Raw genomic sequence first — 25,329 nt, forward strand, 5'->3', positions numbered from 1 at the left:
AATCGAAAGGCCGCCAGCTTTTTTGGAAACCTGCGGGAACGGCACTTAGGAGCTATCATCAATGTGAAAGAGCCAAAATTTGTCATGTCATAGATCAATTTAAGTCTCTGAGTGGCGATTCTGGGCGTTTGGTGCCGTTTAAGCATGGCTGCACATCTCAAAAGTATGTGAGTGATTTTGATCGGGCATTGTCTGAATTTTCTAGATAAATAAAAATATAATTAAAATTTCATATTAAAAGGCCTTACTGTTTCTTAGTATGTGATGCTCACGCATTTAACAGAAACATCCTCTTTATCCAATGCGGACCCTGCACAAAGAAATTTTGTGGGGGATTGAGCCCCAGATACCGAACTAGGCTGCCTTCTTCGGTAAAGCTTTAAAAAATTTTACGCATGTTGTTCAATATAGTTTCAGAAGCATTACGACGTAAGTGATGATCCCTTTAAAAGGATCTTCTGTTCAACTCTCTTTATGGGTAAGACCTGCTTTCTACTTCCACTCCGAAATTTTTTTCAAAAAGAATCCTGAGCTATATAGGACTACTCCCGTAAATAGCAGACATAAAATTCGTATGATTGTGGGAGCTGAAGCGGCGTCATAAAGCAATGCCTTGCCTGCGGCCAAACCCAGAACCAATAAGGCAGACTTAGCCATAATCTCATCCTTTCTGTTATAAGAAAAAAGAATGACTGCTAGGGCATAAAGCAACCAACACATTGAAACCGCCAGAGAACCATATTCTCGAACAAAATTATAAAAACCCGCAATTGCAAGAATATGGGTTGCTGTCAGAAGTGCGACTCCTAATGCCTTTGTAGATTCACTTGCTATCAATTTAGGATTTGTGGCAAACATGATCCATATAGTGATAAAAGCGGCAACAGCAGCAAGAGAGACATTGAGATCACTTCCATTTAATAGATGCGAAACAATCTTAAAATATTCGATAATGCCAACAGCCCCGAGACAAATCTGTAAAGCCAGCAAAGCATTGTTTGATAGCGTAGAAGTCATCTTTTTTAGAGGATAAAATAGAAATCCTACCAGAAGTAAAGTCAATAACCACGGACGAAAACTCTCTGGCATCAGTACCAAATAACCAGAATGAAATGCGACAATCGAAATAAAAGCAAAGACAACACCATCGCTGTGCAGTTCTTTTTGAACCATCCACTTTTTTGCCAACAAATATAGTCCCATCAATAATCCTGCAAAACCTAAAGTGACCCATGGGGCAATAGCAGGTTGAATTTGATAAATGAAATTATATTCTACGGCATAAAATATTAGGAGTACGGGAAAGAAACACCAGGCTTCAACTTCTGACAAAGGCAGCTTGGTTTTCTTGCTATGAAAAAAGGTTCCGACAGCAAAGATACAAAAATGTAATCCTAATAATGAAGCCGAAAGGGCATAATATTGCGTGCCCACACCCCCAGCAATACTAGTTAAAACAATAGCAAGATATGACGCCACCAAAGTCAGTAAGCGTGATTGAATAGAAATTGAAATTACAGAGTAAACCAAAGAACAACAAATATAGTAGTAAGATAGTAAATAAAAATTACTTTCTGCGAGAGGGCTGATATCTGCATCTAAAATTAAGGGAGACGCATAAGCCCCAATGGCTGAAACGACAGCATAAATATCATGTCTAATTTGAGTGTAAAGCCAAATACAGGCTCCAGAAATAGCACTTGTTAAAATTAAAGACAGATTAAAATTAAATAAGGAGTAAAAACCATAACCCGCATAGATCGTAAGAAAAAGGACAATGATTCCTGCAGCTGGCAACAGACTGGAGTAACCCCAATCAAATTTTTTTAAATACAGGCCCATCCCAATAAGACTGAAACCTAAAAGAGCGGCCAAGCCCATTTGTCTTTCAGGAGTCAACCAGCCTGAGTCTAAAGAAAGCTTAATAATAAAGCATCCAGCTAAAACAAAACAGATCGCAGCAACCACACCCAACCAGTTTGCTTCTCTAAAATAAGCAGGCTCAGACTTTTTTGATCCTGAAGGGCGTGGAGAGTAATTAACAGGCTTACTTTTTATATTATATGTTGGTGTTACTGGTGTATTTTTTTGAGCTGGGTTTTGCACTTCAGCTTGAGGTTGCACTTGGGACCTAGGTGCAGCATGAGCCTGTGATTGCGTTTGGGGTTTAAATTCTAATTTAGAAATTGAGGTTTCAATTTGACTTAAACGCTTTTCGATAGAGTTAAGTCTATCTTCCATATTTGCTATGTCCATGAATTGTCCTTGCTGTAAATTTAAATCGTAAACTTATTTTTAAGTTTCATGGTCATTGATATTAAAGTCAAATTGCTTTCAGCAAAGGTACACCTTGCGATATGTTTAACTTTTAGACGGACGTTATATGTGCCAAGAGGATAAAAGTGTCTTTACTGCTTTTAATAGGTCTAGACTTGGTATAAGACGTGCACCCTTTCAGAGAAAGGGGAAAAATTTATGAAAAATTTTATCAAAAACGCACTTCGTTTAAGTGGTTTCTTATGTTTGGGCTTTGCCGCTCACTCTGCAAATGCACAAGCCTGTCATTACTCTGATTTTAATGAGCATCACGTCTATGTAGGGTCTTATAATGCCTGCATTTATAAGACCATCCAAACAGTGGATTGTGCTCCATTAGAAAATCAGAAGCAAAGCCTAAGCAAGTTAAAAAAAGCCGTCTTTTCAGTCTGCGGTCGCAAAGCAGGAGATTTAATTGAGAAGGACTTACGTGCCAAAAAAGCTGATCCTCAAGCTCGTCTTAATTGCCATCGAGACTTTGGAGAATATATTGTTTCAAAAAGAGACGATGTTTTTGCGTTTAATTTAGAAGATAAACAAAAAGAGTGCAAAAATGATTTAAAAATTCAAAAGGCCCAAGCCAATACACCACGCCCATCAAATGGAAATGGTGCCTACTTAGACCAAGGTATTCAGTAATCAGTGCTAAGCTTTCAAATAAGAATCTATGGGACCGCAGGTGTGGTCCTATCGTAAAAGGGGCCGATTAAGCCCCTTTTTTAATGCGTTTATAACATTATTCAACCGTGTAGGATTTTTCAGAAAGATTTTATTTATTTTGTAATTTCCTGAAAACTTTTTCTACTAGACAAAATTTAGTGACACTAGATTGTAATAAATTAACGCCTACAAAAACAGTGAACCACACCCAAAGTGGTGAGTGATAGTAGGTCAACGCTACACTTGATAAAACCATGGTGCCCGCAAAGGCTCTGATTTGATTTTCGATTGTCATTTTAATCCTCCATTTTAAGTTCGTGTTGAATTTGAATTTGTCTTTGATGTCCCACAAACCAGTAGTAAAGCACGGGTACAGCAAAGCGACTTAAGATTGTGGCGGCGATCTCGCCAAAGATTAGGCTCACAGCTAAACCTTGAAAAATGGGGTCTGCTAACATCACTGAACTGCCCACAACCACTGCGGCGGCAGTTAAAAGCATAGGGCGAAACCTAAGTACACCCGCACTGACCACTGCCTCTTTTAAAGCCATCCCTTGCGCAATTTGATGTTCAATGAAGTCGACCAGAATGATGGAGTTCCTGACAATGATTCCCGCACCCGCAATAAATCCAATCATTGAGGTTGCCGTAAAATACGATCCTACAAGGGCATGTCCTGGCAGAATCCCAATTAAACTGATGGGAATCGGAGTCATAATAATCAGGGGAACCGTAAAGCTTCGAAACCATCCTAAAACTAGAACATAAATCAAAATCATAACCATACCAAAGGCCCCACCCAAATCACGAAAGACTTCATAGGTGATAAACCACTCTCCATCCCACTTCACTACAGGAGCCAGAGTATCCCAAGGTACTTCTGCGGTTTGGATGGGATATTTTATTTGTGGTGCCAATTTAAGAATTCCATAAACGGGCGCTTCTTCTGCCCCAGCCAATTCGCTCATCACATAGGACACTGGTTTTAAGTTTTTTCTATGAAGGGTGGTCTGTTTAAATTCACGAGGCTCCTTTAAAACATCACTGGCCTCCACGGAACCTGATTCAAAAGAGGGAATCTGTAAACGCGCAAAGGGTCTGACACTGGAGCGATGATCTTGAGCCACAGATAAATCTACAGAAACATCTTCTGGCGACAGAGTATCCGATAAGGTAGTGATGGAGGTTTCTGAAAATAACAAATGCCCCAAGTGCATAAGGTCTTCTGCACTCGTTCCTAATAGTCCGCCTTTTTTTTGATCATATTCATACAACAAGCGTGTACGCCCTTCTCGCATGGTCGTATCTAAGTCGACCACACTAGGTTCGTTGGCAAAAATCTGGGCCAGCTCTTCAGCGACCTGATCACGCACTTGTTGGTTCGGTCCATACACTTCAGCAATCATGGTGGCCAAGACAGGAGGACCTGGTGGGATTTCAAGAACTTTGGTGATGGCTTTCATTTTTTGACCAAAATCAGAAATCACTGGTCGCAGCTTTTCGATCACTTCGTGACTGGACTGGTCTCGATCATGTTTGGGTGTAAGTAGAACATGAAGATCATTTTGATAGTCAGTCCCCCTTAGAAAAGTGTGCTTCACCATTCCAGAAAATGAAAATGGTGCCGCTTCGCCTGAAAACACTTGCACCATTTTAACGTCTTTATTTTTTAAAATTTCTTGAGCCAGTTCTACAGAATGCTCTTTGGCTATTTCTCTTGGCGTTTCCGCAGGATAATCCACAAGAACTTGGAACTCTTCTTTATTATCAAAGGGAAGCATTTTGACCTTTACAGATTTAAAGGCAATTAAGCTTGAGGCGAGCAAAAGTAAAACCATAATGAACGAACCAAAAACTAGAGATGATTTCTTTGATCCTAATAATAACTCCATCACACGCTCATAAATTTGATCCAGTCGACTGGATTTTTGCCCTTCTTCTGACTCGTCATGCGATTCTTCTTTAAGAAGTTTAACCGAAGCCCATGGAGTGATAATAAACGCGACAAACAGCGAAAGAATCATGGCAAGACTAGCACCCACAGGGATAGGTTTCATATAAGGACCCATCAATCCTCTGACAAAAGCCATCGGCAAAATCGCAGCAATCACGGTAAAGGTCGCTAAAATTGTAGGGTTGCCTACCTCACTTACAGCGCGGATAGTGGCTTTCACAAGTCCACCCTTTGCTCCTGCACGTAAGTGTCTTTCTATGTTTTCCACCACCACAATGGCGTCATCCACTAAAATTCCTATAGAAAAAATCAATGCAAATAGAGTGACTCGATTCAGGGTGTATCCCATAAAATAATAGATCGCCAAAGTCAGAGCCAACGTGACTGGAATAGCAATGGCCACTACAAGAGCTGCACGCAAACCCATAAAAAGAGCAATTAAAAACGCTACAGAAAAAGTGGCAATCAGCAAATGTTCAATCAGTTCATGGGATTTATCTGAAGCGGTGGAGCCATAATCTCTGACCACACTCATTTTCAAGTCTGAATTTTCAGGCTTCGACTTCGTCTCTTCCACAAAGACATTCACTCGTTTTAAAATCTGTTCTGCAAGGGTGACAACGTTTGTGCCTTTACGTTTTGAAAAGACAATCGAAACCGCTTTTTGTGGAGCTTTCCCTTCTTCTACAAGAACCGAACCTCTAACCACTTGCTCAGGGCCATCCGTGACTTCTGCAATATCCTTAATATAAACAACTTGGCCACCTCGTTGGCCAATGACCACGTTTTTGACATCTTCAAGATTCTTAAGACGACCACCGACTTCTACATCTAAAGTTTTTTCGTTGTTCCAGTTTTTTCCTGAAGGTGCCAAAGCATCATTTTTCTTTAGGGCCTGGGCCACAGAAAGTAGTGAAACGCCTCTTTGATTCATCTTAGTGGGGTCCACAATCACTCGTAGCGCTCGTTTTTGTCCTCCTAATAATTCCACCCGCGAGAGATCGGGAGTGCTAGACAGCTCTCTGGCTAACGGGGCCACTACTGAACGCAACTCATACTCACTTAATTGGTCTGAGGTGAAAGACAGTACAAGAAAAGGAACATCATCAATAGAAAATGCCTGAACTTGCGGAGCCATTGCATTGGCAGGAAGTTCACTTTTAATTAACATAAGCTTATGGTGAATTTTAACCAAGCTAGGTTCCATAGGCTCACCCACTTTAAACCGCACCGTCACCAAACTTCCATGGGGTTGGCTGCTGGAGTAGACATACTCAACACCATCAAGCCCCCACACTGCGCGCTCTATGGGTTCTGTGACTTTTCTTTCAATCTCTTCGGCTGTAAATCCAGGCGCGCCCGTTCGTATATCAATCATAGGAACAGAAATTTGTGGTTCTTCTTCTTTCGGGGTTAGATATACAGCAAACAGTCCCAAAAGAATGCTCACCACCGCAATCACGGGAGTCAGTTTAGAATGTACGAAAGCCTTTCCGATTTGCCCTGCAAAACCTAATTTATTGTTATTCATAGAATCCACCTATTTCACTTTCAATATTTGATTCGGATCGAATTTAGTCTGTTGGGATGATTTTTCTGCGGATTCAACATAGCTTTGTGCCGCCTCAAAGGTCTGAGCGATGACATCCGCTCGGCGATTAAACACTTCGGCAAGCTGTAAGGCATTGATAGAGCCATTTTTAAAAAGCCTTTCCATTGTCTTAAGCTGTTCGTCCATAGCTTTGGCAGATTGATTCAAAAGATCCAAGTTTTCATCAATAGCAGTAAGCTGTTTTTGAAATGCGTTCTTCTGAGCCTCTTGTTGCACTCTTAGTGCTTGAGCATACTGACCATAAGCTTCTGCTTGAAGCCTTGATTTTTTGTAAACCCCTCGATCTGAGGGATTAAATAGGCTCCATTGCAAATACACACCTGCTGTATACCCTGTGGCTGTATCGCGCTTGCCATTAAACAAGTATGTTTCTGCAAATGCTCCGATGCGAGGTCGATATCTTGCTTTTTCCATCTCGGCCATCATCGTCGAAGCCTTTGACTGTTCTAGTTTCACCTCAAGCTCAAAAGACTCCTGACTTGAATTTTGATTTGATTTTGTAAATATATTTCTTTTCACAAAAACTCTAGGATCAGCAATCATCAAAGACGAAATGTCTACCTGTGACCCCATGGTTTGTAGCGTTTCCTGTAAAGCCCGACTGTGGGTAGAATATTGGCTGATCTGACCTACTAAGCGCAAACGCAAAGATTTAAGCCCCAGCAGTCCCGAATACCCGACTGGATTTTCACGGGAACCAAACTGATATCTTTTTAATAAGCCATCTACCTGATCACGCAAATTTTTAAGCTCTTTTACTTTATAATTTAAAACACCTACTTCGATATAAGATTTAGCTACAGCCAAATACAGACTGGCTCGAGTTTGGTTCCTATGATGTTCTTTTGCATTTTTTAGATGCTCCATCATTTTTTGTTTAGAGGTGCTCATTCCTCCCTCATACAGATTGATATTCACCCCTAAAGCTCCTTGTGCATATAAACTGGCATCTGGCTCATTGATCAATGAAGGGTTGAAATCAGACGCTTGTAGGTCTCTTTGTTGGATCACACCAAAAAACGAAGCACCAGGATCATTGGTATGGTACGCATTAGCATTTAAATACACTTGCGGAAGCCAGTGTTGCTTTGACATTTCATAAGAAATTTGTGCTGACTCATATTCCAAAGCTGTGGCTTTATGAGCTGGAGAATGGGCCTCAATCTGTACCCACACCTCTGAAAACTCTTGTGCTCCCAAAGTGGTGGATGTAGTGAGTGCTAATAAGATTAAAAAAGAATAGATATGTTTCATAGACTAAACCTTTGTAGATTTTAAAGCCTTAACGATTTCAGAGTTTTGTTTTTCTTCCTGAGTCACTCGCGTCATCAAAAGCACTCTAAGCATTCCACAAGCTTCTTTGATGCCAGGAAGGCCCAAACTGTAATACTGATACAGTCCTTCTTTTCTGGCTTGAACTACACCTGCCTCTTTTAAAACCGAAAGATGTTGAGACAGATTCGCTTTGGGAATTTTAAGGGTATCTAGAAGTTCTGACGCATTTTTTTCGCTTTCGCCTAAAATATCCAAAATCTCTAGGCGAACTGGATGAGCCAGTGCCGAACATATTCCCGCTTGAAGCTCATAAATCTCTTTGGTTGCTCTTTTATATCCCTTTGTTTTTGCCATAATATGCCCTTCCTACACCAATTATTAGTTCATATATTTATAAACTAATATACTAATCGACATTTGTAAAGAAAATTAAAGCCTAATGTCTCAAAAAAAACGTTTACAAAGGAATACTGTGTGTTTTTAACTAGATAACGCAAAAGGTCTCGTCCTTAAATCTGTGCACACGAGGTCAAGCCTTGAGTTTTTAGACAAGTTCAAAGAAAGTGGTTGCAGATTCTAAAATACAGTCACTTTCGAGGGGGTCCCATGAATGTCGACACATCTGAACTCAAAAGCTTAATGGAAAAGTATAAAAAGATCTGCGTGTATGGACTGAGTCCAGACAGCACTAAAGCCAGTTTTCATGTTCCTGAATATTTAAGATCACACGGCTGGGACATCGTTGGTGTTTATCCCAAGGAGCATAATGCTGGTGGCTTTAAAATCTACACCAGTCTCAGTGATGTGCCTGCGGACTATCGCAAGTTTGTTGATGTCTTTCGTGCTTCAGACAAAGTTCCTTCTGTCGTAGATGAAGTTTTATCTCTTGGAGGAACTGAGGTGCTTTGGCTCCAACTTGGCATTTCCAACGCCGAAGCAGAACAAAAAGCAGAAGATGCAGGTCTACAAGTGGTCTCTAACCATTGTTTGGTGATTGAACATCAAAAGGGGTAATTTGATTGTTGGTGGGAGTTACCAGAAAGACTGAGTTATTTACTTTCGAAACTTAAAAATGTAAATATTTAACGAACTTTGAATACTGTAAAAAATTTTAAAAGGATACTGTATGACACTAGCACAACGAAAAATAAAATCACCCTTAGGTCCTCTTTTTCTTGTGGCTTCACCTAAAGCCATTAAGGGAATCTATTTTGACAAACAAAATCTTCCCACACACACAGACGACACTTCCACCCAACGTCTGTTAGATCTTTTAGAACAGCAACTGCAAGAGTACTTTGCTGGAGACAGAACTTCTTTTGACCTTCCTCTTGATCCTGATGGAACAGAATTTCAAAAAAAGGTTTGGAAACAACTTTTAAAAATTCCTTATGGCCAAACCCAATCTTATAAAGATATTGCTAAAGGCATTAAAGACGCCAACGCCAGTCGTGCAGTGGGGACAGCCAATAGCAAAAATCCCATTTGCATTATTATCCCCTGTCATCGCGTGATCACCTCCAATGCTACACTCGGTGGGTACACTGGGGGCCTAGACAAAAAGATTAAACTTCTTAATATTGAACACATCGACACCAAAAATTTATAAAGGGAAAATAATACGACATTCGTGGTCTTGAATTTCTTCTACAGAGCCTCTGTTTTTTGTTGCCGCATCTCTTTTACTGGCTAATAAAACCAAAGCGTACCCTTCTGGAGTTTTTTTATCAGCCACAGCAACCATGGCTAAACCATACTCACCCATATTTTTTGCCGCCCCTTCAATTTCATCTGCCATACTTTTAAAAACATTCATTTCCGAAAGTTCTTTTTCTGTCACTTTTTTAGCTAAATAGGAATGTCCTCTGATCTCAAAAGGCAAAGCAGACCATGTGGGTTTGAACTCTGAGGCATGTTCATCAAATTGTTTTTTTAAATCAGGCTTGATACATGAAATATGCACATGCAGGTGATTCTGCGTGCGACCAAATTGTGAGTTGATCGCCAGAGACGCATGCTCTGGATTGAGTTTGTCACGCATTTTTCTTTGCATATAAAGACGAGCCTCCCAAGATAGATAAAAATAATTGGGAATATCTTCTTTTAAAAGCTTAGGACTCTCCATTCCTGAAATGTCTGCCGTGGGCATCAGAAGATATTGTAAGACACCGACACGGTCTTTAAAAACAACATGTCCCGCATCTATCCCCTCTTTAGTGTCAACATGGATACATGGGTTGACCTTTTGGTTTTTATATTCGCCTTGAGCAAGACACTGTTTACTGACAATATTCCACAAGACATCGGAAGGTTTATTTCGACTTGCACTTCCACAACCCGCACAGAACACAAACATAAATATCACAGCTATCATCTTCAAAGCGTGTTGCACATTCACCTCTCGTTTCAGTTTTAAAGCTTTATACTTAAATTTATACATTATAGTCTCAAAAAGAAATAAACTTTTTGCCAGTTTCTTAACACTCAAATTGATTTCTGATTTTAGGATTTAGGTCGAGTTGCAATATAAATGGAACAGCAAAATAAAATCACAGTCACTAAAACTTTAACCCATAGAATTTCAACTGTAATCCAAATGATTCCCAAGGAACAGGCTATCATGGAAATCGCCAGACACTTTGCTTGTGTAGAAATAGCTCCTCGTTCTTCCCACCGAATCAACGACGGGCCTACCACTCTATTCTCTCGAAGACGTTGATGGGTTTTGGGTGAACTTTTGATAAAACACCATGCCGCTAGAATAATAAAGATTGTAGTAGGTAGTAAGGGCACAAAGGCACCAACGACCCCTATCAAGAGAAATAAGCAGCCCAATAAAAAAACCATGACTCTTAATGCTTTATTTCGAATCATAATCTGCCCATTTCCTTAGGTTCACATGACCATATTGAACTGATTGCTAATAAATTAACACAATTTTTATGTAATTCATGTACTTTTCTAAACAAAGATCGCGTAACTCCTTCAAGAAAAAGACAATTTGGACACATATAATTAAAAGCAAGAACCAATTATAGGAGGTCTTAAATGTCTAAATCCGTATTAGCGTCCATCGTACTTGCTATGTCTTTGTCAGCTCCCGTCTTTTATGCCTCAGCAGCAGATCAACAAAAGACTGTGGGAGCAAAAGTAGAAGCTGGATATGAAAAAACCAAAGACGTCACCAAAGAAGCCTATGAAGATGTCAGAGACGGAACCAAAAAAGCTTATCGCAAAGCCAAAGATGAAACTTGTGAACTCGTTAATGGCAAAATGGAATGCAAAGCCAAAAAAGCAAAACATAAGATACAAAATACTTATGACAGTGCAAAAGATAAAGCCAACGACCCAGTAAGAAAAACCAACTAGAGGTCTTTATCGCCTGCCCCAGCCTCTCCTTACATAAGAGAGAGTGAAGTTCACAAAAAAAGCCTAGGGTTTACCTAGGCTTTTTTTTGTATTCATATACGCATATTTTATATCTTATGTTCTACATGTATGTCTTATATTTATTAGGGCTCACCAAATGACTTTCCGAGTGACCCTAAATATGCAGTGCCTTTTTATGCAAAGGACAGCATGGCGCGCTTTAAAGTCAGTCGCCAGATTTTATAACTGATCAACCACTCAGACTTTTCTTTTTGCCACTGACGTTTAATCTCATCCATTCTTCGCTTATAGTCTTGTGTCTTTTCGGCTTTAAGCTTCACATACTCTTTCTTTAAAGCGTTGATTTTGGTTTGCGCCTCAAGCAACCTAGCTTTTAAATCCTCAAGATGAATCTGCCAATGAGCATAATGATCTACCGAAGTCTTTTGCGCTAAACGCTTTTCATCCATTAACAATTTGGCTTTTAAGATCTCTTCTTCAGGAGCCTTTCTTAAGCTATAAACCAAACCTAACTTTGCTTTGAACTTGATCAACCATTTTGTGGGATCCCAGTGATACCATCTGATTCCATTTCTGTAGTCGTTAGCAAATAAATGATGGAAGTTATGATAACCCTCACCAAAAGTTAAAAAAGCAGCAAATAGATTATCTTTAGCAGAATTTTGATCTGTATAGGTCTGCTTTCCCCACCAGTGACTTAACGAATTGATCAAGAATGTGCCATGGTGCACGCACACCAGTCTCATAAATCCACCCAAGGCCAAACCACCTAAGAAGGAATTAAATATCCACAACCCTAACAGTCCTGGCAAAATCAATCCCATAAAAATAGCAATGGGCACGTAGTACTTATCCTGCCACATCACGATCTTGTCATTCACTAGGTCTCTTTGATAAGCCTTGTAGTGAGGGTGTTGCTCTTCTTTAAAAAGCATCCAGCCTATATGGGCATACAAAAAACCTTTTTTAATAGAGTAGGGGTCCTTGTCAGAATCCACAAATCTATGATGAATTCTATGGTCAGTGGCCCACTTTAAAATTGAGTTTTGAAATGCTGCCGCACCAAACAAAGCATACATCAAGCGCACAAATGTGCTGGCCTCGTAAGACTTGTGCGAAAACAGTCTGTGGTATCCGCCCGTGATCGACATGGCTGTGATTGTATAAAAAACACCAAACAGAACTATAGACCACCAGCTGAAATTTCCGCTCATGATATACCAAACGGTCAAAACCACAGCAGTAACAGGTGTCAGAGTTAAAAATAAAGTGGGCAATATATCTAGATTAGATAATTTATAATTGGGTTTCATGGTTGTTACCTCCCCCTTAATGAACTGCTACAAGAATAACAGAAAGTGATGAACAATCTATCTTTATCGTCCCGCTCAATGAAATCCTCATAAAAAGGTCCAGATACAAAAAAAGCCCTAGTCATCACGACCAAGGCTCTTATATTCGTTTCTTTTTAAGTAGAGCCATAGGCACTTTTCTTAAAAAGTTTTAAATTTTAAGTGTTCCTAACCACCAATTGTTGCAATCAAAGGAGCAATGGCTAAAGAGACCACGCTCATCACCTTAATCAGAATGGCCACACCTGGACCAGAAGTGTCTTTGAACGGATCACCCACTGTGTCTCCCACAACAGCTCCTTTATGAGCCTCAGAACCTTTAGCGTGACCCGCTAAGTTTCCTTTTTCAATGTACTTCTTCGCATTGTCCCAAGCTCCGCCTGCGTTAGCCATAAATAAAGCCATGGTGGCTCCAACAGCTAAAGCACCAGCAAGCATCCCCGCTAACGCAATAGGACCTAACACAAAACCCACTGCAACTGGAGCAAGTACAGCAATCAAACCAGGAACAATCATTTCAAACAGAGCCGCTTTAGTTGTGATGTCTACAATCTTTGCTGAGTCAGGATCAGCTTTGCCCTCAAGAAGACCTGTGATTTCTTTAAATTGTCTTCCAATTTCAACCACAATACTTTGGGCCGCTCTACCCACTGCGGTCATAGTTGTTGCCGCCACTAAGAATGGCAAAACTGAACCAATTAAAAGCCCAATCAAAACACCAGAAGAAGTCAGGTTCAGAGCAATCTCATCTAAGTTGTTAAGCACACGCACATGGTTGACTTCCATATTGAAAGCACTAAATAATGCCACCACAGTAAGTACAGCAGAACCAATCGCAAAACCTTTCCCGATGGCCGCAGTGGTGTTACCCACAGAATCTAGTTCATCAGTGATTGCTCTTGTTTCTGGTCCCAAACCAGACATTTCAGAAATTCCACCCGCGTTGTCAGCGATAGGACCATAAGCGTCCACAGTCATCACTACAGCAGTACCTGCAAGCATACCTACGGCAGCAATAGCTATTCCGTATAAGCCCAAAGCAATGTCTGCCACATACGCCGAAGCAATCACCACAGCTAATGACACAGCTACAGATTCCATACCTACAGCTAAACCACGAATTAAGTTGGTCGCTGGTCCAGTGATAGAGGCTTCCGCCACTAACTTAATGGGACGAGCACTGGTGTAATAGTCTGTGATCAGACCAATCAAAGCTCCACCAATGGCACCTGCCGCAAGAGCTTGAGTCACGGCCTGGCTGATTCCCCAAATGGGCATCAAGATCGCAGAGGCGATAGTTAAAAGAATAGGTGGAATCAATAAAGCCAAACGTAAAACCATGGCTGGTGAAGAATTAGAAAGAAGTCGTGTCACAAAAATCGTGAGCATGGAAATTCCAATCCCTAATGCTGAAAGCAGTAACGGTAAGAACAAAGCTGTTGTTCTAATGTCTGCATCTCCTGTCACTAAATTTGAAAGTGCGTCTGTGTTTACGGTCAGTGCAATCGCCATTGCGGCAACGATGGCCGCAATCATAGATTCATAAATATCTGCACCCATACCTGCAACGTCACCCACATTGTCACCAACGTTATCTGCAATCACTCCAGGATTTCTTGGATCATCTTCGGGAATGCCTTCAATGACTTTACCTGCGATGTCTGCACCCACGTCTGCGGCTTTGGTATAAATACCGCCACCAATTCTAGCAAACAGAGCAATAGATGAAGCTCCCACAGCAAAAGAGTGAATCACAGTTCCTAAAGAATCCGTGCCCCAATACATTTGAGACAGCACACCAATTCCTAACAGTCCTAAGCCCGCCACACATAGACCCATGACTGCACCACCGTCTAGGGCAACAAGAAGTGCCTTTGACTTTGAACCCGTTCTTGCGGCTTGAGCCGTACGAACGTTGGCATAGGTCGCAGCTTTCATTCCAAAAAAACCAGCAAGCAAACTTAAGAACGCACCTAAAGCAAAACAGGCTGACGCCAACCAACCTAAAGGTGACACACCTAAAGCAACTGAAACCACTAGGGCATAAATAGCAAGAACCTTATACTCGCGAGATAAAAAGGCCATCGCCCCTTCACGAACATATTGTGAAATTCGATTCATGTCCTCATTGCCTGTTTCTTGGGACTTCACTCTGAAGTATAAAACCAGAGCAAAGACTAGACCTAAACCACCCGCCAAAGCTGGAGCCATTAGATAATTCTCGATCATGCTTAATCTCCTAAAAAGATAATTTGAATAAAGGTTTAACTATAATGAACTAGCACAGATCAAAAAAATGACAAAGCGAATAAAGTGAAATTTACGTGCTGAGCAAAAAGCCCTCACCGTATTGCTTATTTTTTAAGCAAGGACTTTTGTTGAGAGATCGCCATGAAAACAAAAAACTCTTAGGCAGTTAGTTGTTTACTAAGATAGACTGTTTTTATCCACTCACACAAAAGGGGATCAAATACTATGGCGCTAAAGCTTTGGATCACAAGTCTTGCTCTATGTCTTGTTACAAGTGCTCAAGCTAGTTTCTTAGATTGCACACAGTCAAAGTGGTGGAAACCCGAAGTGGTGCTTGATGCTCCCGAAGATCTTGCTCAGTTTATCACTATTGAAAACGACGGTGAGCTAGTAAAATTGCAAAACAGCACAGATAAATCCTTGTATCTGGTGTACCAAGATAAAAAAGTGTACCGACTCGTGAAAAATAAGGTCTACAAAAAGGTCAAAGTGAAATCCAAAGACAAGTGGCTTAAGGTTCAGCACGAAGTTCTTTCCGATGTGGGGGCTGGCAAAAACAAAAAAACAGATGCCTCTTACCTGATTCTGACCAAAGAGGATTACAAACGCTTTGCCACATCCCCTGCTCCACAGCAAAAATCTTTTTTTAATCAGCTCGATAAATGTGGCAAAGGCAGACTTGCAGGTCGCCCTGATGCCAACATTGCTTTTAAGTTTTTTTTGAACCACAACAAAGAATCACAAGTGATCAATGGTCAGGTGATTTTAGTTCCTAACAAAAACTACAACCCTGAAGTTCCGTGTTGTAAATAAAAATTTATTGATATTTCCCTATGTGTGATCGGTGCGTTTGCCTAAACGCCAATTTTTATCTGTGATCAATCGTGAACCACGTTTAGAAAAAATGTAGCTCCATGCCCACTGAGCCATAACTGAAATTCTATTCTTAAACCCGATCAGATAAAAAATATGAATGAACAGCCATGTGTACCATGCCCACAATCCTGAAAATTTAAGCTTGCCCGATTGAACAATGGCACTTTTTTTCCCGATAGTGGCCATGATCCCTTTGTTTATATATTTAAAGGGCTTACGTTGAGCCTGGCCTGAGACTTCACTTAAGATTGTCTTTGCCGCATACTTGCCTGCTTGGATCGCTGCGGGAGCTAAACCAGGAACTTGTATTCCTTCACTGATGATATGAGCCATATCACCAATAACAAATACATTTGAAAACTGTGATACAGCCAAATCTGGTCCTACCATGACTCGTCCTGCCCGATCAGTCTCAACTTCTGGAGTCCATTTGAGTCTAACCGCTTCCACTCCAGCTGCCCATATAACAGTTCTTGCAGGAATAAATTGATCTGTGCACATTTGCACACCATTATGATTGATCTCAGTGACTCGAATTTGCGTGTAAACTTCAACGCCTAACTTTTCTAAAGCCTTTTGCGCTTTGACAGAAAGACTTTCGTCAAAAGCAGCAAGCACTCTTGATCCTGCCTCTACCAAAATCACACGCGCACTACTGGGATCTATTCTGCGAAAGTCTTTCACCAAAACAGTTCTGCTGATATCGGCAATAGCTCCCGCCATTTCCACACCTGTGGGCCCTCCGCCCACAACCACAAAGGTCAAAAGCGCTTGCTGAATTTCAGCTGAGTCTTCATTTTCGGCCCGTTCAAATGCCGCTAAAATACGACGGCGTATCTCTGTTGCCTGTTCTACGGATTTTAAACCTGGAGCAAACTCTTCCCACTCGGGCTTGCCAAAGTAACTATGGTTAGCTCCACAAGCTACAATCAGATAGTCATATTCAATGACGGAATCTGAATACCCTAGCCCGTGACCATGACGTTCACGAACAACGACCTTTTTTTCTTGCAAACAAATTTCTTTTGCTGTTCCCCATACTACTTTAATGTTTGGAGCTTTCACAAATTGCGCACGTATTGGAGCTGCAATATCCGCAGGATTAAGACCCGCTGTGGCCACTTGATACAACAAAGGTTGGAAAAGGTGGTGATTCTTTCGATCTAATAATGTCACTTGAATGTTTTTTTTGTTTTCGAAATATTTGGCGGCATTTAAACCTGCAAAGCCGCCACCTATAATCAAAACTTTTGTCACTTGAACTTTACCGCCACCAAGAAGACTCTGAATCCATAACAATACCGTTATAGATGAGTGTGCCTTGAAATTTTTCTGAAGTCCCTTCCAAGCACACCAAAAACCAATAGGTGTTAGAGTCATTTGTATGAGTGATCTGCACATACCCTCGAATAATATGGGCACAGTTGGCTGTGTTATTTTCGTAATGTTCTAAACCCCAAATGTCAGATTCAGTGATGATTCCTTCATAAGCCTTTGTCACAGCCATTCTGGTGGCCTGCTCTTGAGCCTCTGTTACTTTTTCTGGGCGATTTTTTGTAAAGCCTAGCTGCTGCCAAAAGAAAATAGGAAAAGCAAAAGCACTGGTGCTACTGAGCACAAGACTTACAAAAAATAAATTTCTTATCAAAGTTTTCATAGCTACTTCAATGCTTCACGTATGTACGCCGATGCTGCATCCATCACCCACACGACAACTGCAATCACTAAAATAATACAACCCACTTCGGGCCACATAGCTTGACCTTGATATTTGATCAACATTGTACCAATACCGCCCCCACCGACAAGACCAATGATGGTGGCCATTCTCACGTTGATGTCCCAACGATAAATAGTAAACGCGATGTAAGGCAGAACCACTTGCGGCACAATCGCAAACCACACTGTCTGAACGGCGTTGGCCCCAGTAGATTTAATACCTTCTATAGGTCCATCACTAACGCCTTCTACGATTTCTGAATACTGCTTAGCTAAAGAGGCCACCGAGTGAATCAATAAAGCAAGCATCCCTGCAAAAGGACCAATACCTACCCAGACCGTAAAAATAATAGCCCAAATTAAAGGTTCCACTGAGCGAGTGATGTTTAATAAAGTTCTTAACAGGGCATAAAAAGCAAAAGCCACAGGATGCACCATAATGTTTTTAGAACACAAAAACGAAAGCACAAAAGCTATAGGTACCGCGATCACTGTAGCCAAGAAAGCGATAAAGATGGTTTCAACCACCTCCACAATAGCCATCGGCAATAGACCCAGATTGGCATTCAATAGTCCTTGAAATAACTTGGTCGCTCCTTCAAAACCATCAGGGTCTGTCAGCTCATACCAACTGGCTTCTGTTACTGAAATACTTAAAATTAAAGTCGCCAGAAATGTAAGCGTTAAATGCACACCATAAACGCTTGTGAAAAAACCTTGCTCGATAATGTCTTGCTTACGATTGGCATTAGAAAATAAATAATCTCCTAAAGTTGAAAATCCCAACTTATAAAAAAGCACGGCCACACCCGCGCAGACCACAAGCAACACGGCATAAACACTAGCCATCATCGACATGTTAGCTACAGCCCATTTTTGGTCCATATACAAAAAGCTATCACTGAATAAAGAGATGATCTGAATCCCTAAAAAGAAAAACACTAAAACCGAATAACTGAAAAATAAGGCGTCAAAAAAAATCTTCTTAGGAGAGTAAACCGCTCCTATGCTGTTACTACTAGTTGACATGGACCTCCTTAGCGCCTTCACCATAAATCTTTGCAAACCATGCTTCATCAATATGGCTTGGACTACCTTCAAATACGATTTCCCCACCCTTAAGAGCGATCACACGTGTGGCGTACTGTCTGACTAAAGATAAAAAGTGCAAATTACAGATCATGGTGATTCCCAATTCTTGATTTACCTTTCTAAGATAGTCCATCACCACATGACATGTCGCTGGGTCTAAGCTGGCAACGGGTTCATCAGCCAACAGAACTTCAGGAACTTGTGTCAAAGCTCTAGCAATAGCCACGCGTTGCTGTTGTCCTCCTGATAATTGGTCCGCACGAACGCGAGCTTTGTTCTCAATACCCACAAGTTTTAGATATTCTAAAGCCTTTTCACGATCTTGCTTAGAAAACATTTTAAAGACACTTTTAAACGTACCCATACCACCTAAGCGTCCCATAAGAACATTGCTCATCACAGAATGTCTGGGAATCAGGTTAAAGTGCTGGAAGATCATAGCAATGCGACGACGAAGATTTAAAATCTCACGCCCCTTAATATTATCAATTCTTTGATTATTGAAGCTGATCTCACCCGATGTAGGGTCATGCAAACGATTCAGACATCTAAGTAGAGTGGACTTTCCTGAACCACTCAGCCCAATGATGACCAAAAACTCACCTGGGTACACATCAAAGCTCACACCCTTTAAAGCTTGCACGCCATTATCATAGGTCTTAGTCAGATTTTTGACCGATAAAATCGGCTTTGCATTTTGCTCACTACTCATTGATTCACCATTTCTGTTGCTGACTTACCTAGATCTTTTAACATTTTCACCACAGGAGCATAGTCCTCATCCGTAGCACGAATAAAGCCTGTAACTGAAGACAGCTTTAGAAAGGTATCTCTGCCTTCTTCTGTTTGCACAAAGTCCTCTAGGGCTTTTACAATATTATTTTTTACTTCTTCTGGAAGATCTTTACGGAAGACAACGGGGTCATTGGGAATAGACTCTGTAAGCTCTAAAATTTTGACCTTCTCTTCCACATCAGGGTACTGAGTTTTCACTAAGCGTCTGGCATCTTGGATTTCCCCATCAGCCTTTGGAGAATAAAACGTGGCCCCCGCATCCACCTGCCCCTGATAAATCATCGACACCACATTGTCGTGCCTCATAGCAAACATATTATCTTTAGGTTTAATCTGTCTGTCTTTAAGAACCTTGAGGGGCATTAAGTATCCACTGGTAGAGGATGGATCTACATAGGCAATGGTTTTGTTATTTAAGTCTTCTAATTTTTTGATCGGGCCATCGGCTCTTGCCAAGAATTGCGCTTTGTAAGAACTCTCACCATAACGAATGACTGTCAGTCTGGCTTGGGCTCCATACTTTTCATGAGCTAAGAGATACCCAAAAGTATTGATCGAAGCCACATCCGCCCGCTTGGTGCCGAAAGCTTCCACCACGGCAATAAAACTTGTAGGGATACTGACTTTAAATTTGTAAGGCGTGTGCTCTTCTAAGTACTTTTCTAAAACTGAAGAGGTGTCTTCGATGACCTTCACATCTACTGAAGGGACGAAAAATAATTTGATGGGATTAGTTGCCGATCCAATTTCGCCACGTTCACGGCGAGTACATCCCATTGTTAATGCCATGGAACACATCATAACCAGCAGTAAGGCACGCTTCATCTCGACCCCCGAGTAAAATTTTTGAGCTATTTAGAATTAACAAATCATTACTTAAGGGCCAAGAGGATAGAGCTATGACGCAGGCGTTTGGCTCACATCTGCTTATTTTATCAACACATCAGTGAGTGCCAGAATTTTTGGTTTTGATCCAAGAAAACAAACCTGAACCCAAGATGAGTGTAAGGATAATGGCCAAGGACCACACCACTGGAAACTTCCCACCAAATAGCTCATTGAGGATCGTCATTTTTAAACCCACAAAAATGAGCACCAGAGACAAGCCATATTTAAGGTACTCAAAACGATCCACAATCCCAGCTAAAAAGAAATACATCGCTCGCAAGCCCAAAATGGCAAAAATATTAGACGTGAACACAATAAAAGGCTCTTTGGTCACAGCAAAGATGGCAGGTACAGAGTCAATTGCAAAAATGACATCTGAAAGTTCTAAGAATACGAGTGCTAAAAATAAAGGAGTGACATGCTTCACCCCATTCAGCACCACAAAGAAACTCTGTCCATGTAGTTCTGAGGTCACAGGATAAATCTTACGTATCCATTTGATGAGAAAGTTCTTCTCAGGATCGACTTTACTCTCTCCCCCAAAGACCAATTTCAAACCCGTAAAGATCAAGAAGCCACCGAACACCCACAACACCCAATGAAACTGCATCAGAATAGAGCCTAAGGCGATAAAAATAGCGCGGAACACAAGAGCCCCTAGTATCCCAAAAAATAACACTCGGTGTTGATATTTTAAAGAGATATCAAAATAAGAAAAGATCAACACAAAGACAAAGATATTGTCCATAGCCAAACTCTTCTCGATCACAAGCCCTGTCAAAAACTCAAGAGCCACCTGTTTGGCTTTGTCAGCAGCTGGCATTCCCCACGTGCTTAAAAAATTTGGATCCGCAGAGAATTTATTCAGACTGTAGAGATAAAATAACACATTAAAGACTAAGGCTAAAGATATCCACACGACAGTCCATACCGCCGCTTCTTTAATACTCACAGCGTGAGCTTTACGGTGAAACACTCCCAAATCTAAAGCTAACATGAGACAGACAAAGATAATAAAGCCAATATAGGCCCACCAATAATCAACAAGAGGAAACAAGACTTCACTTGGCATGGGGGCCATTCTATAGAAGCAGAAATCCAAAAGCAACCTCCAGCGTTACCACCTTTATGGAAAGTCTGGTATGATGCCCGTGCAGCTTCTTTATTGAAACAAGCGCCCTTATCCCACTTGGGGATACCGTTAATCATTCGTAACAGGAGGTCAAAGATGTCTGAAACTTTAGAAAAATTAAATACTATGCGTTCTCCCTTTAAATTACCTGAGCTGCCTTATGCCACAAACGCTCTTGAAGCATGTGTAGACGAAGCCACAATGAAAATTCACCATAGTTTACACCACCAAGCTTATGTGAATAACCTTAACGCCGCTATCGACAATGAAGACATTGATATGATGAGCCTGCTAAAGAACATCTCTTCACGTGGTAATGCAGTAAGAAACAATGGCGGTGGTCACTGGAATCATAGCTTCTTTTGGACTGTGATGACCAACAAAGACGACAACAAGCAGATTCCAGCAGATTTAAAAAAAGAAATTGAAAGTACTTTTGGTTCTTTTGAAAAATTCCAAGAGGCTTTTGAAAAAGCAGGAGCCACACAATTTGGATCAGGCTGGGCTTGGTTGATTCGTAATAGCAGCGGAAAACTAGAAGTCACTTCTACTCCTAACCAAGATAATCCTCTAATGGATGTCGCCGCAGTGAAAGGCACACCTATTTTAGGCGTAGACGTTTGGGAGCACGCTTACTATCTCAAATATCAAAACAAACGCGCAGACTATTTGAAAAACTTTTGGAAAGTAGTGAACTGGAAACAAGTCGCTCAATACGATGCTGAAGCCAAAGGCTAAAATTTAATTATTGATTTGATCAGGGATTTGCTCGGCGCAAGTCCCTTTTTTTATACTTTTTGTTTCTTCTCTAAAGCGCTGATATCTTGACAAGACACAGGGGCACCGCAAGCACAAGGCTTAGCCTTCTCACCCATAACTGTATTTAAACCGCCACAAGAACCTTTTATAGGTTTATTGCTAAAGATCACTCCTAAAGCCAAGGCAAACACTCCTAAAGAAAACACTAATAAAGTGACTAGAAAATATGTAAGCATTGTTACCTCCCTTTATGGGTTTTGATCTGCCTTATTTAAAACACCACCACTCAGTTCTGTAAAGCGTTTTGTGGCTTTTGTAAGCAACTTCACATCAGCCGCAACCTCTGCTTCCTCGCCTGCATCATCTTTTGTGGTAGGCTTCTTCGCTGCGGGTGGAGCAATGATGAAGTAGGCAGCTATATTACTCTTTTCGGCATATTGTAGACCAAGTTTAGGCCCCATCGCCATAAGTGCCGTAGCTAATCCATCTGCTTTCATACAAGACGAATCTAAAACCGTCACCGAAAGCAAACCATGGGGAACAGGACGTCCCGTTCTGGTATTGATAGTGTGTGAATAAAATTTATCACCCTCTTCAAAAAAGTTGCGGTAAGAGCCTGATGTTGCAATCGAATAGTCTTTAAGGGGAAACTTCAACTGTATTCCCCCTCTTTGACCCTGCACAGGTTTTTCAATGGCCACCACCCAAGGTTCGCCACTGGCTTTAGCTCCTCGAACTTTAATCTCACCACCAATTTCTACCAAGTGATTCACTAAACCTTTTAAAGTTAAAAGTTCCGAAACTTTATCTACAGCAAAACCCTTCGCAGTTGCTGAAAGATCCAAGCGAACTCTTCTGTCTGTCTTTTCCAGCAACCACTTCTCATTGTCAGCAGGCTTTAGACGAACTCGGCCATACCCTACATACTTCAAAACCGCATTGATTTCACTTTGGCTGGGGGCTTTTGCTTTTCTGACTCCAGGTCCAAAACCCCACAAGTTCACCAGTGGTCCTACTGTTGGATCAAAAAAACCTTGAGTGTCTTGAGCTAGTTCTAAAGAATAATTTAAGACTTGCGCAAACCATGAACTGATATACATCGGTTTATCTTCATAAGTGTGATTGACTCGGCCAATTTCAGAACTTGAAAGGTAGGTCGACATCTGTCTGTTGATCTCTTTGAGCAAATCATCCACTTCTTGTTGTAATAAAGCATGGTCTACTTTGATATCAGGTTCAGCCTTAATAGAGTAATGTGTGCCCATTGTTGGGCCTTCCAAATGGATAGGCTTATCTTTACAAGCTTGCAGTACTAACAAGATCAAAACAAAAACAGGGACTCTGGTTAAGAGGTCCCTGTAATTCAAAAAAGCACTTACTGACTTTTTCATTAGCCACCGAAATCGTCTAGCATGATGTCTTCGCGTTCAACTCCTAGGTCTAATAACATATTGATCACACTTTGGTTCATGATTGGGGGACCACACAAGTAGTACTCACAATCTTCTGGGTTAGGATGATTTTTCAAATATTGCTCGAAGAGCACATTATGAATAAACCCTTTGTAGCCCGTCCAGTTGTCTTCAGGCTGAGCATCAGACAGTGCCACATACCATTTGAAGTTTTCGTTCTCTGCTTGAATGGCATCAAAATCTTCCACATAAAACATTTCTCTTTTTGAACGAGCCCCATACCAGAATGTCGCTTTACGTTTAGTTTTAATACGACGGAACTGATCAAAAATATGAGAACGCATAGGAGCCATACCCGCGCCACCACCGATAAAGACCATCTCTTTATCCGTATCACGAGCAAAGAACTCACCAAATGGCCCAGAAATGATCACATCATCACCTGGCTTTAAATCAAAAATATAAGACGACATAATTCCAGGAGGAACATTGGGTTTATTTGGTGGAGGAGTGGCAATACGCACGTTAAGCATGATAATGCCTTTTTCTTCTGGATAGTTGGCCATAGAATAGGCTCTTACTGTTTCTTCAGACACATTTGATTTATACTGCCATAAATTAAATCTGTCCCAGTCACCACGGTATTCCTCTTCCACATCAAAACTCTTAAAGTCGATGTTTAATCCTGCAGGTCTTTCGATTTGAATAAATCCGCCTGCACGGAAAGGTACAGATTCACCAGCAGGCAGATCAAGCACAAGTTCTTTAATAAAAGTGGCCACGTTGTGGTTAGAGCGAACTTTACAGTTCCACTTTTTCACACCAAAGACCTCTTCAGGAACTTCGATTTTCATATTTTGTTTTACTGTCACTTGGCAGGAAAGACGAGTGCCTTCACGAGCTTCACGCTTATTGATGTGTGACGTTTCAGTTTCTAAGATGTCACCGCCACCTTCAAAAACTTTAACTTTACATTGAGCGCAAGTTCCACCACCACCACACGCACTTGAAACGTACAGCTTGTTATCCGCCAATGTATTTAGAAGCTTTGATCCTGATTTTACAACCAGATCTTTTTCTCCATTAACGTTAATCGTGACGGGACCTGAGGCCACCAATCTTGATTTGGCAGCTAGAATGATCCCCACCAAAGCGAGAATCACGACCGTAAACATTGCTACACCTAAAATGATCAATTCCATGTTTTATCCTTAAATGCTCGTCTCAAATTAAAGTTGAATTCCTGAGAATGATAAAAATCCAAGTGCCATCAAACCCACAATAATAAACGTAATTCCCAAACCTCTTAAACCAGGAGGGATATCCGAGTATTTTAATTTTTCACGAATACCGGCCAAAGCCACAATAGCAAGCGCCCAGCCAAAGCCCGATCCTACACCATACACTACAGATTCAGCAAAAGTGTAATCTCTTTCCACCATGAAAAGAGAGCCCCCCATAATAGCACAGTTCACTGTAATTAAAGGCAAGAAGATGCCTAAGGCATTATAGAGAGCAGGAAAGTATTTATCTAAAGTCATCTCTAGGATTTGTACCACAGCTGCAATCAACCCAATATAACATATGAATCCCAGAAAGCTTAAATCAACTCCTTCAACGCCAGCCCACTTCAAAGCATCCTCACGTAAAAGATAATTATACATAAGATTGTTCAACGGCACCGTTAAAGCTTGAACTACAATAACAGCGATACCTAGCCCCATAGCCGTTTTAACTTTTTTAGAAACAGCAAGAAAAGTACACATTCCCAAAAAGAAGGCTAATGCCATGTTCTCGATAAAAACTGATTTTATAAATAATGATAAATAATGCTCTAACATGTCTTA

The 25,329-nt window shown here is 41.0% G+C and carries 25 protein-coding genes; 7 read left to right on the forward strand and 18 right to left on the reverse strand.

The genetic code is table 11. The features are described 5' to 3' along the window. Positions 1-492: 492 nt before the first annotated feature. The gene (locus tag M9899_05045; GenBank protein ID MCO5113522.1) at positions 493-2,256 is read right to left on the reverse strand and encodes a DUF2339 domain-containing protein; all 1,764 of its coding nucleotides are present in this window, start codon (positions 2,254-2,256) and stop codon (positions 493-495) included. Between the two features lie 219 nt (positions 2,257-2,475). Here M9899_05045 and M9899_05050 point away from each other — a divergent pair, with 219 nt between their 5' ends. Further along, positions 2,476-2,955, forward strand: coding sequence for a hypothetical protein (locus M9899_05050; protein MCO5113523.1), 480 nt, complete (start codon positions 2,476-2,478; stop codon positions 2,953-2,955). Between the two features lie 130 nt (positions 2,956-3,085). Here the strand turns inward: M9899_05050 and M9899_05055 are convergent, their stop codons facing one another. Genes M9899_05055 through M9899_05070 form a run of 4 tightly spaced genes read right to left on the reverse strand, consistent with a single transcriptional unit; the run spans position 3,086 to position 8,171 of the window. Next, positions 3,086-3,271, reverse strand: a complete 186-nt coding sequence (locus M9899_05055) for a DUF2892 domain-containing protein (protein ID MCO5113524.1) — start codon at positions 3,269-3,271, stop codon at positions 3,086-3,088. A gap of 1 nt (position 3,272) precedes the next feature. Continuing rightward, positions 3,273-6,461 (reverse strand): efflux RND transporter permease subunit, encoded by a 3,189-nt coding sequence (locus tag M9899_05060; protein MCO5113525.1) that lies wholly within the window; start codon positions 6,459-6,461, stop codon positions 3,273-3,275. A gap of 9 nt (positions 6,462-6,470) precedes the next feature. Further along, positions 6,471-7,796 (reverse strand): TolC family protein, encoded by a 1,326-nt coding sequence (locus tag M9899_05065; GenBank protein ID MCO5113526.1) that lies wholly within the window; start codon positions 7,794-7,796, stop codon positions 6,471-6,473. A 3-nt stretch (positions 7,797-7,799) separates the two neighbouring features. Beyond that, entirely contained in the window at positions 7,800-8,171 is a 372-nt protein-coding gene (locus M9899_05070; protein MCO5113527.1) for a metalloregulator ArsR/SmtB family transcription factor, read from the reverse strand. A 252-nt stretch (positions 8,172-8,423) separates the two neighbouring features. On the opposite strand from M9899_05070, the gene M9899_05075 reads away from it, so the two are divergent. Then, positions 8,424-8,831, forward strand: coding sequence for a CoA-binding protein (locus M9899_05075; protein MCO5113528.1), 408 nt, complete (start codon positions 8,424-8,426; stop codon positions 8,829-8,831). A gap of 112 nt (positions 8,832-8,943) precedes the next feature. Beyond that, on the forward strand, positions 8,944-9,426 hold the full coding sequence (locus M9899_05080) for a methylated-DNA--[protein]-cysteine S-methyltransferase (GenBank protein ID MCO5113529.1): 483 nt from the start codon (positions 8,944-8,946) through the stop codon (positions 9,424-9,426). On the opposite strand, the gene M9899_05085 is transcribed toward M9899_05080, so the two are convergent. Next, positions 9,421-10,257: a CDP-diacylglycerol diphosphatase gene (locus M9899_05085; GenBank protein MCO5113530.1), complete on the reverse strand. Its 837-nt coding sequence runs from the start codon at positions 10,255-10,257 to the stop codon at positions 9,421-9,423. The two genes, M9899_05080 and M9899_05085, sit on opposite strands and share 6 nt — an antisense overlap. A gap of 90 nt (positions 10,258-10,347) precedes the next feature. Between M9899_05085 and M9899_05090 the strand changes: the two genes are divergently transcribed. Beyond that, positions 10,348-10,536, forward strand: coding sequence for a hypothetical protein (locus M9899_05090; protein MCO5113531.1), 189 nt, complete (start codon positions 10,348-10,350; stop codon positions 10,534-10,536). Positions 10,537-10,865: 329 nt separating this feature from the next. Beyond that, entirely contained in the window at positions 10,866-11,186 is a 321-nt protein-coding gene (locus M9899_05095; protein ID MCO5113532.1) for a hypothetical protein, read from the forward strand. Between the two features lie 194 nt (positions 11,187-11,380). Here M9899_05095 and M9899_05100 read toward each other — a convergent pair whose 3' ends face one another. Beyond that, positions 11,381-12,520: an acyl-CoA desaturase gene (locus M9899_05100; GenBank protein MCO5113533.1), complete on the reverse strand. Its 1,140-nt coding sequence runs from the start codon at positions 12,518-12,520 to the stop codon at positions 11,381-11,383. Between the two features lie 207 nt (positions 12,521-12,727). Further along, the gene (locus M9899_05105) at positions 12,728-14,788 is read right to left on the reverse strand and encodes a sodium-translocating pyrophosphatase (GenBank protein ID MCO5113534.1); all 2,061 of its coding nucleotides are present in this window, start codon (positions 14,786-14,788) and stop codon (positions 12,728-12,730) included. A gap of 246 nt (positions 14,789-15,034) precedes the next feature. Here M9899_05105 and M9899_05110 point away from each other — a divergent pair, with 246 nt between their 5' ends. Continuing rightward, positions 15,035-15,622, forward strand: coding sequence for a hypothetical protein (locus M9899_05110; protein MCO5113535.1), 588 nt, complete (start codon positions 15,035-15,037; stop codon positions 15,620-15,622). An 18-nt stretch (positions 15,623-15,640) separates the two neighbouring features. Here M9899_05110 and M9899_05115 read toward each other — a convergent pair whose 3' ends face one another. The 6 genes from M9899_05115 to M9899_05140 form a co-directional block, all read right to left on the reverse strand. Beyond that, entirely contained in the window at positions 15,641-16,942 is a 1,302-nt protein-coding gene (locus M9899_05115) for an NAD(P)/FAD-dependent oxidoreductase (protein ID MCO5113536.1), read from the reverse strand. A gap of 7 nt (positions 16,943-16,949) precedes the next feature. Then, entirely contained in the window at positions 16,950-17,342 is a 393-nt protein-coding gene (locus M9899_05120) for a hypothetical protein (protein ID MCO5113537.1), read from the reverse strand. 2 nt (positions 17,343-17,344) lie between these two features. After that, positions 17,345-18,433: a phosphonate ABC transporter, permease protein PhnE gene (phnE, locus tag M9899_05125; GenBank protein ID MCO5113538.1), complete on the reverse strand. Its 1,089-nt coding sequence runs from the start codon at positions 18,431-18,433 to the stop codon at positions 17,345-17,347. Continuing rightward, positions 18,423-19,208: a phosphonate ABC transporter ATP-binding protein gene (gene phnC / locus M9899_05130; protein ID MCO5113539.1), complete on the reverse strand. Its 786-nt coding sequence runs from the start codon at positions 19,206-19,208 to the stop codon at positions 18,423-18,425. Before phnC ends, phnE begins: the two co-directional genes overlap by 11 nt. Further along, positions 19,205-20,116, reverse strand: a complete 912-nt coding sequence (locus M9899_05135) for a phosphate/phosphite/phosphonate ABC transporter substrate-binding protein (protein MCO5113540.1) — start codon at positions 20,114-20,116, stop codon at positions 19,205-19,207. The genes phnC and M9899_05135 overlap by 4 nt, the downstream gene beginning before the upstream one ends. Before the next feature lie 118 nt (positions 20,117-20,234). Next, positions 20,235-21,251, reverse strand: coding sequence for a TerC family protein (locus M9899_05140; protein ID MCO5113541.1), 1,017 nt, complete (start codon positions 21,249-21,251; stop codon positions 20,235-20,237). Between the two features lie 186 nt (positions 21,252-21,437). On the opposite strand from M9899_05140, the gene M9899_05145 reads away from it, so the two are divergent. Next, on the forward strand, positions 21,438-22,049 hold the full coding sequence (locus tag M9899_05145) for a superoxide dismutase (protein ID MCO5113542.1): 612 nt from the start codon (positions 21,438-21,440) through the stop codon (positions 22,047-22,049). A gap of 50 nt (positions 22,050-22,099) precedes the next feature. Here the strand turns inward: M9899_05145 and nqrM are convergent, their stop codons facing one another. From nqrM to nqrE, 4 genes are read right to left on the reverse strand one after another with little or no spacing between them, the layout of a single operon-like run. Next, positions 22,100-22,306, reverse strand: a complete 207-nt coding sequence (gene nqrM, locus M9899_05150) for a (Na+)-NQR maturation NqrM (GenBank protein ID MCO5113543.1) — start codon at positions 22,304-22,306, stop codon at positions 22,100-22,102. Positions 22,307-22,318: 12 nt separating this feature from the next. Then, on the reverse strand, positions 22,319-23,461 hold the full coding sequence (locus M9899_05155) for an FAD:protein FMN transferase (GenBank protein ID MCO5113544.1): 1,143 nt from the start codon (positions 23,459-23,461) through the stop codon (positions 22,319-22,321). Further along, complete coding sequence (gene nqrF / locus M9899_05160) at positions 23,461-24,684, reverse strand: NADH:ubiquinone reductase (Na(+)-transporting) subunit F (protein MCO5113545.1); 1,224 nt, start codon at positions 24,682-24,684, stop codon at positions 23,461-23,463. Before nqrF ends, M9899_05155 begins: the two co-directional genes overlap by 1 nt. Before the next feature lie 27 nt (positions 24,685-24,711). Continuing rightward, positions 24,712-25,323, reverse strand: coding sequence for an NADH:ubiquinone reductase (Na(+)-transporting) subunit E (gene nqrE, locus M9899_05165; protein MCO5113546.1), 612 nt, complete (start codon positions 25,321-25,323; stop codon positions 24,712-24,714). Positions 25,324-25,329: the final 6 nt, after the last annotated feature.

Source organism: Pseudobdellovibrionaceae bacterium (assembly GCA_023954155.1).
Lineage (GTDB): Bacteria > Bdellovibrionota > Bdellovibrionia > Bdellovibrionales > UBA1609 > JAMLIO01.

Bases quoted from the DNA above. Each gene is read 5' to 3' on its own strand.
- M9899_05045 (MCO5113522.1), bottom strand. From the start codon at position 2,256: ATGGACATAGCAAATATGGAAGATAGACTTAACTCTATCGAAAAGCGT.
- M9899_05050 (MCO5113523.1), top strand. From the start codon at position 2,476: ATGAAAAATTTTATCAAAAACGCACTTCGTTTAAGTGGTTTCTTATGT.
- M9899_05055 (MCO5113524.1), bottom strand. From the start codon at position 3,271: ATGACAATCGAAAATCAAATCAGAGCCTTTGCGGGCACCATGGTTTTA.
- M9899_05060 (MCO5113525.1), bottom strand. From the start codon at position 6,461: ATGAATAACAATAAATTAGGTTTTGCAGGGCAAATCGGAAAGGCTTTC.
- M9899_05065 (MCO5113526.1), bottom strand. From the start codon at position 7,796: ATGAAACATATCTATTCTTTTTTAATCTTATTAGCACTCACTACATCC.
- M9899_05070 (MCO5113527.1), bottom strand. From the start codon at position 8,171: ATGGCAAAAACAAAGGGATATAAAAGAGCAACCAAAGAGATTTATGAG.
- M9899_05075 (MCO5113528.1), top strand. From the start codon at position 8,424: ATGAATGTCGACACATCTGAACTCAAAAGCTTAATGGAAAAGTATAAA.
- M9899_05080 (MCO5113529.1), top strand. From the start codon at position 8,944: ATGACACTAGCACAACGAAAAATAAAATCACCCTTAGGTCCTCTTTTT.
- M9899_05085 (MCO5113530.1), bottom strand. From the start codon at position 10,257: ATGTATAAATTTAAGTATAAAGCTTTAAAACTGAAACGAGAGGTGAAT.
- M9899_05090 (MCO5113531.1), top strand. From the start codon at position 10,348: ATGGAACAGCAAAATAAAATCACAGTCACTAAAACTTTAACCCATAGA.
- M9899_05095 (MCO5113532.1), top strand. From the start codon at position 10,866: ATGTCTAAATCCGTATTAGCGTCCATCGTACTTGCTATGTCTTTGTCA.
- M9899_05100 (MCO5113533.1), bottom strand. From the start codon at position 12,520: ATGAAACCCAATTATAAATTATCTAATCTAGATATATTGCCCACTTTA.
- M9899_05105 (MCO5113534.1), bottom strand. From the start codon at position 14,788: ATGATCGAGAATTATCTAATGGCTCCAGCTTTGGCGGGTGGTTTAGGT.
- M9899_05110 (MCO5113535.1), top strand. From the start codon at position 15,035: ATGGCGCTAAAGCTTTGGATCACAAGTCTTGCTCTATGTCTTGTTACA.
- M9899_05120 (MCO5113537.1), bottom strand. From the start codon at position 17,342: ATGAAAACTTTGATAAGAAATTTATTTTTTGTAAGTCTTGTGCTCAGT.
- phnE (MCO5113538.1), bottom strand. From the start codon at position 18,433: ATGTCAACTAGTAGTAACAGCATAGGAGCGGTTTACTCTCCTAAGAAG.
- phnC (MCO5113539.1), bottom strand. From the start codon at position 19,208: ATGAGTAGTGAGCAAAATGCAAAGCCGATTTTATCGGTCAAAAATCTG.
- M9899_05135 (MCO5113540.1), bottom strand. From the start codon at position 20,116: ATGAAGCGTGCCTTACTGCTGGTTATGATGTGTTCCATGGCATTAACA.
- M9899_05140 (MCO5113541.1), bottom strand. From the start codon at position 21,251: ATGCCAAGTGAAGTCTTGTTTCCTCTTGTTGATTATTGGTGGGCCTAT.
- M9899_05145 (MCO5113542.1), top strand. From the start codon at position 21,438: ATGCGTTCTCCCTTTAAATTACCTGAGCTGCCTTATGCCACAAACGCT.
- nqrM (MCO5113543.1), bottom strand. From the start codon at position 22,306: ATGCTTACATATTTTCTAGTCACTTTATTAGTGTTTTCTTTAGGAGTG.
- M9899_05155 (MCO5113544.1), bottom strand. From the start codon at position 23,461: ATGAAAAAGTCAGTAAGTGCTTTTTTGAATTACAGGGACCTCTTAACC.
- nqrF (MCO5113545.1), bottom strand. From the start codon at position 24,684: ATGGAATTGATCATTTTAGGTGTAGCAATGTTTACGGTCGTGATTCTC.
- nqrE (MCO5113546.1), bottom strand. From the start codon at position 25,323: ATGTTAGAGCATTATTTATCATTATTTATAAAATCAGTTTTTATCGAG.